Genomic DNA, 6,501 nt, shown 5'->3' with positions numbered 1-6,501 from the left:
AGGTTGAACAATCGCCTCACGTTGTGAGCTAGCGGCGGGCGGCGGCGGGTGGATCGGGATCGATGGCGATTAACTGCTCGGGTGTCATCAGGTAGGCCGACCAGCCACTGGTTTCGACCAGTTCGCGATCGAGTTCCATTGCGCGGGCGATCGAGAGACTGGCGGAATCCGGTTTTCCATTTTCCAGTTCGATTGCCGCGAGTTGCAGGTGAGGTTCGGCGCGTGTGGGATCACTTTTGGATGCTTTGGCAAAATGCTCCACCGCCAGTTCAGGACGGTCTAGATTTCGCATCGCAATGCCACGCAGCATGTGAACCCGTGTCGGCACGATTGATTCGTCACCACTGGAATCAATTTGGTCCAGCGTCGCCAACAGGCGGTCATACTGATCATTGTTCAGGTACAGTTCGGCGATTTGCAGTTTCGCATCCACAAAGTCCGGTTGAATCGCCAGGGCACGATGATAGGCTGCCAACGCCTGTTCGTGATCGCCGCTTTCCTTCAGGCAATCGCCGCGCAGTGCCCAGATCTCGGCGGAATTGCGCTCGGCCGCCAATGCGATTTCACTTTGTCGCTGGGCGTCGTCCAATCGGCCAACTTGCAAATACATTTGCCCCAGGCGACCGACCAAACGTGGATCTGCGGCGCTTAGTTGCACTGCCTTTTCCATGTGGGTGATCGCCGACTCACGCTGGTCCCGTTTCCAGTAGGCTTCGGACAACCCGCGGTGGGCGCGGTCATCGGCGTCGGAGATCGTCAACGCGTCGCTGAACAGTTGTTCCGCTGCATCCCAGTGGCCGTGATGCATTGCCTGCATGCCTTGGCGTGACATTTTTCGCGCCGTCAGACTTTGTCGACTTTCGCCGATACGACTGATCGCTCGGCAACCGCCCGACGCGGCCAACAAGCCGATCAACACGACCGCTGGCATCAAAATCGATCCGCGTGAGCGTCGTGGGAAACGGTTTGGCTGGCTCGCTGACATCATCTTCCGATCGGTGTTTTCGTTTCCAGATCTAATCATTGAACCAAACCACGCATTGACAGAACCGACAAATACCAGCGAAATGCGTCTCAACGCAATCTCGTCTGTCCCCGTCCCGTTTTGATCTGCCAAAAAAATGCCAGCCCAGTTTGATTCTTTCGGAGTCCGGTTCCTGTACCCCGACAATTGGACGATCGCCCCACGCGAGCCCGAGGAGGGGGATCAGGGCATGACGCTGGATATTCCCGGCGGCGGATTCATGGCGATCGAATCGACACGGGCCGGGGCGGTCGAAGAATTGATCGAAGGCATCGTCCGCACGATCGCCGCCGACTACGAAGAAGTGGAACGCGAGCAGATTCAGTTGCCGGTGTTGCCCGCGGAGACTGCGGTGACAGACGTGCGGTTTTACTACTTGGATCTATTGATCGTCAGTCGAATCGTGATCTTGCCACGTCCGCAGCGAAGCGAAGACGACGAGGTGTTGATGATCCAAATTCAGGCCGAGAGTCGAGATTTCGACAAGAATGAGCCTGTGTTTGCAGCGATTCTGAAGCAGATCGCCGACGCGGTTTAGACCAGGTCTTGCTTGCGTTTCTTGCGCCGCCGCCGCGAGCATTCACGGCAGGTGCCGCTGATGATCATCCGGTGACTGTCGACGCGAAACCCGTGCATGGCCGCGGTTTGATCTCGAATTGCGATCAATTCGTCGCTTTGGAATTCCAGCAACTTGCGACAGCGGGTGCAGTACAAATGGTCGTGCTGGGGGTAGCCATAATCGTGGTCGTAGACCGTACGGCCGTCCAGTTGAAAACTATTCAGCAGCCCGGCGTCGACGCATTCACGCAGCGTCCGATAGACCGTTGCGGTGCTGACGTAGTTGGGTTCGCCACGACGCGGCAATCGCTCGATCAATTCCTCGGCATCAAAGTGATCATGTTGGCTGAACACCTGATCGATCAAGAATTTTCGCTGGCTGGTTTGCCGCAGACCGCGTGATTGCAAATACTCGCTAAAACGGTCCTGCGGGGACAGCGAGACCTCTAGCGGTTCGACCTTTGTCGTCACCGGGTCAGAATTCGAAGCGGACGTTTCGGAAGTCGAGTTCGACAAATCAGCGGATGCGGGGGCTTCAGTGTTGGCAATGGAACGACCAGCCGCACACACAAAACGGGGCGACTGGTCAGCGTTTGGTCTTTGAACAGAGTTTACACGACCGGCGAATGATTGTCGCCCGCGGGCTCACCAGTCCGGCAGACCCTTCACCAGGCACGCCGCTGCGTGCCTATCGTCCTTGGCTGCGCCAACTGCAGCGGTTCGCAAATTGCGGAAGGAATGACGACAGCTGGTGATTTAGCCCAACAGATCGAGGAAACGATCCAAGGCGGCGTCCATTCGCTCGGGTGAATCGTAAGATCCGTCGGCGATTTGGCGGCGAATCTCAGCGACTCGTTCAAATCGAATGCCCTCACCGGCAACCGCTGAATGACCATCGATCCGATTGGTCGAGGTGGCCGCTTGGCTTAGGTCGAGCTGGTCGACGGGGGCGCCGCTGGATGTCGATGCGGTTTCGTTTGTCTGTGAAACGCTCGATCCACGTTCGATTTTTGAGGTCGATTGGACGTTGGAAGCGGATTGCGTGGTGGATACCCGAAATGGGCCATAAATCTGCATTTGAGCACTGCTCCGGAGACATTTTGGATGTTCCGATCACGACCGAACCACCGATTAATCCAATCGATGGCGTGATAGCAATCAGGAAATTGGGGCGACGTAGGCCGGACCAGGTCGAAATCAGGTGAACAAACACCCCTCGACTCAGTCATTTCCGCATCGACCGTCAGCGCCGCGATCCGTGTCCCAGGATGCAATCCGTACAGCTTTGAAGAGACTTTTGCCAGCGCGTAGCAAGCGGAAACATTAAAGTCTTCGGCAAGCTGGTCGCGGACAGTCCAGTCCTTTCACAAACTTTTTGTGCGATCCCGGGGCACTGTCGGCGACGTTAGCAAATCTCGGCGGCCGGATTCAAGTCAGATCGGCAAAAAATCTGACTTCGTGTGGTCGCCTGAACCCGCTGCGGCACGCCAGCAGCCACAACCGTGGAAAACCGTGTGGCAAAGATCGTGACTCTGGTCGCGACCTCTCCCAATGGGTGGCACGCGAAGCTGCACGACCGCTACTGCCAGAAACGCAGCACGCTCACCAAATTGTGGTGCTGATCGGTCCAAAGCGGGGCATGGCGCAGCAATTCTGGGTCCGCCTGCTGGGCGTCGGCCAGCACCGGAGCGTCGAACACGTTGTGACCTCGTTTGGCGATGATCATCCAAGTCGAGTGTGTGGTGCCGATCGACTCGTCCCCGACCCCCTCGACCATCCGGCTTTCGAGTCCCGCATCGTCGCTTAGGTGATGCACCAGGGGCGAGAGTTCCAGATGGTTATTGGAGGTGTGGATCGCCAACACGCCGTCGGCGGCCAAGCGATCGCGATACAACGCCATCGATTCTCGCGTCAGCAAATGCGCCGGGATCGCATCGCTGCTGAAGGCATCCAGGACCAGCAGGTCAAAGCGGATGTCGGTCAATCGTTCCAAAACCAATCGCCCATCGCCAAGATGCTGTGTCATTTTGGATGGGCAATCTTTCATGAACGTAAAGTACTGGTCGGCGATTTCGACCACCGCGGGATTGATTTCGATCAGTTCAAATTCGTCGCTCGGACGACCGTAGCTGGTCAGAACACCACAACCGAGTCCGACGACACCGATGTGCAGCGAGTCACTTTGACGTTGCATGTCTTTGATCACGTGACCGATGCCGCTTTCGTGTCCGTAATAGGTCGTCGGTTGTGATTGATGCGGCGAATGACGCTGCATGCCATGCAGCGTGCTGCCGTGGACCAAGCAGATTCCGAGTGGTTTTTCGCGAACGGTGAGAACACCAAAAAAATTGCGTTGTGATGCGATGGTACGATTCTGGGACACAAACGCCATGGTCACGATCGGGGCGACCAGCAACACCAATGCACCGTACTTGAGTCGTGCGGCGGATGCCCAATCGTATTCCGTGCGTTGCCAGGTCTTGCAGGCAAAGAACAGTAGAAACGTCAGTGCGGTGACCAGCGAAACGAAGAACGGTAGTTCTGCATGATTGTTCAGCAGCAGCGGGCACAGGATCGCAACGATCACGCCACCGAGTGCGCCGCCGGCAGACAGCATCGCATAGTATTTTGTCAATTGGTTGGTGCTGGGCTTCAATCGCGCGACTTCACCGTGACATAGCAAACAGGCTCCCAACAGCATCACCATGTAGCAGCAGGCTTCGGCGATCAATTGGATGCTGCCCGGCAGTAGCGTCTTGCCTTGGATCATCGCCAGTGCCACCAAAGTGACTGCCGCGATGGGTTTGGGCCGATACCACTGTGGCGAATCGAAACAGATGATGAAGCTTGCCAGATACAGACTCAGCGGCAACACCCACAGAAACGGGACCACCGCAATGTCTTGGCAAACATGATTGGTCACGACCAGCAACATCACCGATGCGAGTGCCGGCAATGCGATCCAAGCAAACTGTGTTGTCGCGCTGATCGTGGTGGCGCTGCTGATGGAGGCTGGTTGCTGGTCGGTCGCCTCGGAAGCTTCATCGGCGTCGGGCGTGATCCGAAACAAACTGATCGCAACGTAGCCCTGGACCAGTACGAACAGACAGAACAAGAGCGACCACAGGCTGGACTGTGTCGAAACCGAAAACACGGGTTCGAATAAAAACGGATAGCTTAGCAGGGCAAACAACGAACCGGCGTTTGAGAGCGCGTACAAGCGGTAAACCCGATCGCTGGTGTCTTGGAAACTAAGCCAAGCCTGGATCAAGGGGCCGGTGCTGGAGAGCACAAAGTATGGCAGCCCGACATGGCTGGCCAACATCCACAACAAATACAGCGTGGGTGATTCGGATCCGCTGGGTTTCCAGGCATCCGATGGCTCGATCGGCAGCGTCAGCGCAGCGGCGCTTAGCAGCAGCAGATGGATCACGGCCTGGGAAACCGGGTTGAAATAGGTTCGCAACAAATGCGCGTACAGATAGCCGCCGAACAGCAGCAGCTGGAAGAACAACATGCAGGTCGTCCACACCGCCGGCGTTCCGCCGAACCAAGGCAACACACATTTACTGATGATCGGCTGGACTTGGAAAACCAAGAACGCACCGAGCAACGTGGTGGCGGCAAACCAAATCATCGATCGACCACTGACAAAATTGCCGGGATCGGATGCCTCGGTTGATGAATCGTTCTGTAACGGTTTTTTCGGTTGTTGGCCAGTTGATTTAGACATCAGATCGAGCTTGTTTCCCACATGCAACTCAAAATTTCAGGGATTGCAGGATGCAATCGGTAGAAATGACGCGAAACACTAGGTCACCGATAGCACGATGCGTCCCCGAGCGCCAGAATGGTTCTTCCGGTTCTTCCCCTCCCTAAAAACCTTCCCCGGCGCGTGTCCCTAAGCCCACCCCGAGACGAAGCCTCGATTGCCGTTCGCGATCGCGTCTATGTCGATGCCAAGCGTGCCGCCATCTGGGGATTGAGTGTTAACGTGGTGTTGGTGGTGGCAAAGCTGGCCGGCGGGATGCTGCTGCGCAGTTCGGCCTTGGTCGCCGACGCGGTGAATTCGATCGGCGATGTCACCAGTTCGGTCACCGTGCGAGTCGCATTGCATGTGGCCGAACGAGAGGAAGACGAAGATCATCCCTATGGACACACCAAAGCCGAATCGATCGCCGGATTTGCAGTCTCGCTGCTGGTGATGTTTGGTGCCGGGGTGTTGGCATTTGAAACCATCAAACAGTTTGCCCAGCCCAAGTTGATACCGCACTGGAGCGCCGGTCTGATTGCTGCGGTGTGCTGTGTTGTGAAGGAAACGGTGTATCGTTACACGTCGCAGGTCGCCAATCGATTGAACTCGGCAGCACTGCGAGCGACCGCGCTGGACCATCGCAGTGATGCGATCGCATCGGCTGCCATCGCGCTCAGTTTGTTCGCCGCGCCCTATTTGGGTGAATTGGGCCCCTATGTCGACCCCATAGCCGCGGTGTGTGTTTGTGCCTTGCTGATCCTCACTAGCGCCAAGATGTTTTTGTCGATCGCGGCGGAATTGATGGACCAGCAAGCGGATCCGGAAACAATCCAGCGAGTCCGCGACATCGCCGGCGAAGTGGATCAGGTCAAAGAGATCGAGAAGTTGCGAGTCCGTAAGAGCGGACTGGAATACTTCATCGAAATCCACGTTCAAGTCGATGGCCAGTTGACGGTTGATCAAGGCCATCGCATCGGTCACGAAGTCAAAGATCGGCTGTTGGCCAAGATGCCCCGCGTCCGCGATGTGCACCTGCACGTCGAACCATGGGACGAAGAGTAAGCATCGGCAGAACACTCACCGGCGGTGTCTTTCGGCGCTGATCCCGCCAGGGCTGGCGATTACCCACAAATGGCAACCCGATGCGTCAGTTTTGAAGTTGCGC

At 56.7% G+C, this 6,501-nt stretch carries 6 protein-coding genes; 2 read left to right on the top strand and 4 right to left on the bottom strand.

Annotation, left to right across the window (positions count from 1 at the left end):
• Positions 1–28 precede the first annotated feature (28 nt).
• Entirely contained in the window at positions 29–988 is a 960-nt protein-coding gene (locus tag NHH03_RS27490; RefSeq protein WP_253161568.1) for a tetratricopeptide repeat protein, read from the bottom strand.
• Positions 989–1,121: 133 nt separating this feature from the next.
• Here NHH03_RS27490 and NHH03_RS27485 point away from each other — a divergent pair, with 133 nt between their 5' ends.
• On the top strand, positions 1,122–1,562 hold the full coding sequence (locus tag NHH03_RS27485; protein ID WP_253161567.1) for a hypothetical protein: 441 nt from the start codon (positions 1,122–1,124) through the stop codon (positions 1,560–1,562).
• On the opposite strand, the gene NHH03_RS27480 is transcribed toward NHH03_RS27485, so the two are convergent.
• The 3 genes from NHH03_RS27480 to NHH03_RS27470 form a co-directional block, all read right to left on the bottom strand.
• Complete coding sequence (locus NHH03_RS27480; protein ID WP_253161566.1) at positions 1,559–2,053, bottom strand: Fur family transcriptional regulator; 495 nt, start codon at positions 2,051–2,053, stop codon at positions 1,559–1,561. The genes NHH03_RS27485 and NHH03_RS27480 overlap by 4 nt on opposite strands.
• Positions 2,054–2,338: 285 nt before the next feature.
• Positions 2,339–2,659, bottom strand: a complete 321-nt coding sequence (locus NHH03_RS27475; protein ID WP_253161565.1) for a flagellar biosynthesis anti-sigma factor FlgM — start codon at positions 2,657–2,659, stop codon at positions 2,339–2,341.
• Between the two features lie 502 nt (positions 2,660–3,161).
• Positions 3,162–5,315: a spermidine synthase gene (locus NHH03_RS27470; protein ID WP_253161564.1), complete on the bottom strand. Its 2,154-nt coding sequence runs from the start codon at positions 5,313–5,315 to the stop codon at positions 3,162–3,164.
• Positions 5,316–5,477: 162 nt separating this feature from the next.
• On the opposite strand from NHH03_RS27470, the gene NHH03_RS27465 reads away from it, so the two are divergent.
• Entirely contained in the window at positions 5,478–6,398 is a 921-nt protein-coding gene (locus tag NHH03_RS27465; RefSeq protein WP_253161563.1) for a cation diffusion facilitator family transporter, read from the top strand.
• Positions 6,399–6,501 lie beyond the last annotated feature (103 nt).

The sequence above is a fragment of the Stieleria tagensis genome (assembly GCF_024129865.1).
In the GTDB taxonomy this organism is placed as follows: domain Bacteria; phylum Planctomycetota; class Planctomycetia; order Pirellulales; family Pirellulaceae; genus Stieleria; species Stieleria tagensis.
The sequence above is the reverse complement of the archived record's forward strand: the minus strand, read 5'-3'. Positions and strand labels throughout refer to the sequence as shown.

Bases quoted from the DNA above. Each gene is read 5' to 3' on its own strand.
- NHH03_RS27470 (WP_253161564.1), bottom strand. From the start codon at position 5,315: ATGTCTAAATCAACTGGCCAACAACCGAAAAAACCGTTACAGAACGAT.
- NHH03_RS27475 (WP_253161565.1), bottom strand. From the start codon at position 2,659: ATGCAGATTTATGGCCCATTTCGGGTATCCACCACGCAATCCGCTTCC.
- NHH03_RS27490 (WP_253161568.1), bottom strand. From the start codon at position 988: ATGATGTCAGCGAGCCAGCCAAACCGTTTCCCACGACGCTCACGCGGA.
- NHH03_RS27485 (WP_253161567.1), top strand. From the start codon at position 1,122: ATGCCAGCCCAGTTTGATTCTTTCGGAGTCCGGTTCCTGTACCCCGAC.